The sequence below is a fragment of the Desulfonatronum zhilinae genome (assembly GCF_900182865.1).
GTDB lineage: Bacteria > Desulfobacterota > Desulfovibrionia > Desulfovibrionales > Desulfonatronaceae > Desulfonatronum > Desulfonatronum lacustre.
This window is the reverse complement of record NZ_FXUJ01000076.1, coordinates 1-2,096: the sequence shown is the minus strand read 5'-3', so window position 1 is coordinate 2,096 and position 2,096 is coordinate 1. Positions and strand designations below refer to the sequence as shown.

The window sequence follows — 2,096 nt, the reverse complement described above, 5'->3', positions numbered from 1 at the left end:
AAGACGCGGGAAGCCATGTCAAAGAGCAAATTACTGTCAAATTACTTTCTCAGGACACCTTTTTATCGCCTTTTCAGCTCAACTGCTCCGGTTCGCCCCCTTCAGCACACCTACCAGGGGCATCGCTGGGGGCTGGCCGCATAATTGCCGCTGACTTTTTGCAGGGACATCTAGCATTCTCTTTTGCAGGAGAAGCGCGGCAACTTGTTGAAGCAGTCAATGAGGAAATGAAAAAGGAGGACGTTGTCACGTTTTATGACTTCGACCAACAGGCCTTTTTGCTCGCGCTTGATCTAGAGGAAACGCTGGGCCGCATTTACTCGGGATCCTGCAGATACCACTTAGTGTTTCTAGACGAAAACTACCGTCAGAAAGTCTGGACCAAGTATGAAAGGGACGTGATGACAAGGCCAGGGAGAAAGAATCACATCGTTCCTGTGATTCTTGATGACAAAGGGACTGACGGTACCGTTGGTATTCCGAATACCGTGGGTCGGATTGATCTTAGAGATGTGTGGGAAGAAGTTCAGGAGACTCATGCAATCTCGACAGATACGGTGAACACAATCAGAAATCGTTGTGTCCTGCCAATGCTTGAGAAGCTTGATGAAAATTAGCGACCCCGCCATGGTGCCTGTGACGCCGAACCCATAAGGATTGACACGACCTGAAAGGTCGTTTCAATCAAATCGTTGCAGCGGACGTTTGAGGCGCAGCCCATATGCGACAGCAAAATGGGCTGCGCCTCAAGCGCCGCTGAACTCAGGCGTTGGGCTTTCCCAAAATCACTCCGAGAGGAACCGGAACTATCAACCGTTATACCCCCCCCCAAATGGCGGCTATGTCGCCTGCAAACCTCGAGAAAAGCACTGCGACCCAAGGCGAAACCGTCCAAGAAGCGTTGCACAATCTGCGCGAAGCCCATCGAGTTTATAGCTTCAAACGCCTTCCTCATTCCCTGCCAAGCCAACAGTTGTCGTGCGGGAAGAGGGGGCGACGTTGTTCTGTTCACCCCATCTGGGAGTCAGGCTGTGATCAATCCGCAGGGCGTCCAGGATTCGGCCGGCCAGTTGGTCCACAAGCTCCTGCAGGGTCCGGGGGCGGTGGTAAAAGCCGGGACTGGCCGGCATTACCACGGCTCCGGCGCGGGTTGCGGCGAGCATGTTTTCCAGGTGGATGGCACTCAGGGGGGGTTCCCTGGCGACGAGAACCAGGGGGCGGCGTTCTTTCAAGGTGACGTCCGCGGCTCTGTGGATCAGGTTGTTGCCCAATCCGTGCGCTATGGCGGCCAGGCTGGCCATGGAACAGGGACAGACCACCATGCCCTGGTGCTGCCAGGAGCCGCTGGCCGGAGGCGCGGCAAGGTCGTCCTGAACGTAGCTGCAATGCGCCTTGCCCAGCAGGCTCTCCTGGGGCAGGCCCAGTTCCTGGTTCCAGACCAAAGAATCCAACGCCCGTCCAAAAACTTCTTTTGCTATCCCAAGATACTTGGATCAAGAACTTTTTCTGCAACTTCTGAATCATGGAGTGCCTGCGCACGCAACCAATAACCGTTGGAAAGACCAAAAAAACGACACAAGCGCAGGTCTGTGTCTGCGGTGATGGCTCTTTTATTTAAGACAATTTCGCTTATACGCTGTGCTGGAACGGCAATTTCCTTGGCAAGCCTATACTGACTAATGCCCATTGGCTTAAGAAATTCTTCAAGCAGGATCTCTCCTGGAGTAACAGGATCAAAATTTTTCACAATAGTCACTCCTTAATGATAATCGACAATTTCCACATCCTCAGCACCTGCTTCAAGCCAACGAAACAGACACGCCACTGATCATTGATCCGAATACTATACTGTCCAGAACGATCACCTTTTAAAGCTTCAAGGCGGTTGCCCGGTGGTATTCGCAAGTCATTAAGTCGTGATCTCCCTGCAAAAAGTCCGGGCAGGCATTCGATTTAACTAAATATTTTGCTTGCATTGTATGCTATAGTAGTGATATTAAGATTTAAAAAACGAGGTCACTGCTATGTTGCGATATAAGAATAGAAATAGGCTAAGCCTTATGGACGATACATTTTGGCTTCCAGGTAAACAGTCA

Annotated in this window: 3 protein-coding genes and 1 pseudogene; 1 reads left to right on the top strand and 3 read right to left on the bottom strand. The window is 51.4% G+C overall.

Annotation, left to right across the window (positions count from 1 at the left end):
• Nucleotides 1-617: TIR domain-containing protein (locus AC559A_RS19035; protein ID WP_498819267.1), on the top strand; the 617-nt coding region annotated here is incomplete at its 5' end.
• A 321-nt stretch (nucleotides 618-938) separates the two neighbouring features.
• On the opposite strand, the gene AC559A_RS19030 is transcribed toward AC559A_RS19035, so the two are convergent.
• From AC559A_RS19030 to AC559A_RS19020, 3 genes and pseudogenes are all read right to left on the bottom strand, one after another.
• Nucleotides 939-1,451: a UbiX family flavin prenyltransferase gene (locus AC559A_RS19030; RefSeq protein ID WP_498819266.1), complete on the bottom strand. Its 513-nt coding sequence runs from the start codon at nucleotides 1,449-1,451 to the stop codon at nucleotides 939-941.
• Nucleotides 1,452-1,474: 23 nt separating this feature from the next.
• Nucleotides 1,475-1,747: a HigA family addiction module antitoxin gene (locus tag AC559A_RS19025; RefSeq protein ID WP_498819265.1), complete on the bottom strand. Its 273-nt coding sequence runs from the start codon at nucleotides 1,745-1,747 to the stop codon at nucleotides 1,475-1,477.
• Between the two features lie 12 nt (nucleotides 1,748-1,759).
• Nucleotides 1,760-1,914 (bottom strand): annotated as a pseudogene (locus AC559A_RS19020) (type II toxin-antitoxin system RelE/ParE family toxin); the annotation flags it as partial.
• Nucleotides 1,915-2,096: the final 182 nt, after the last annotated feature.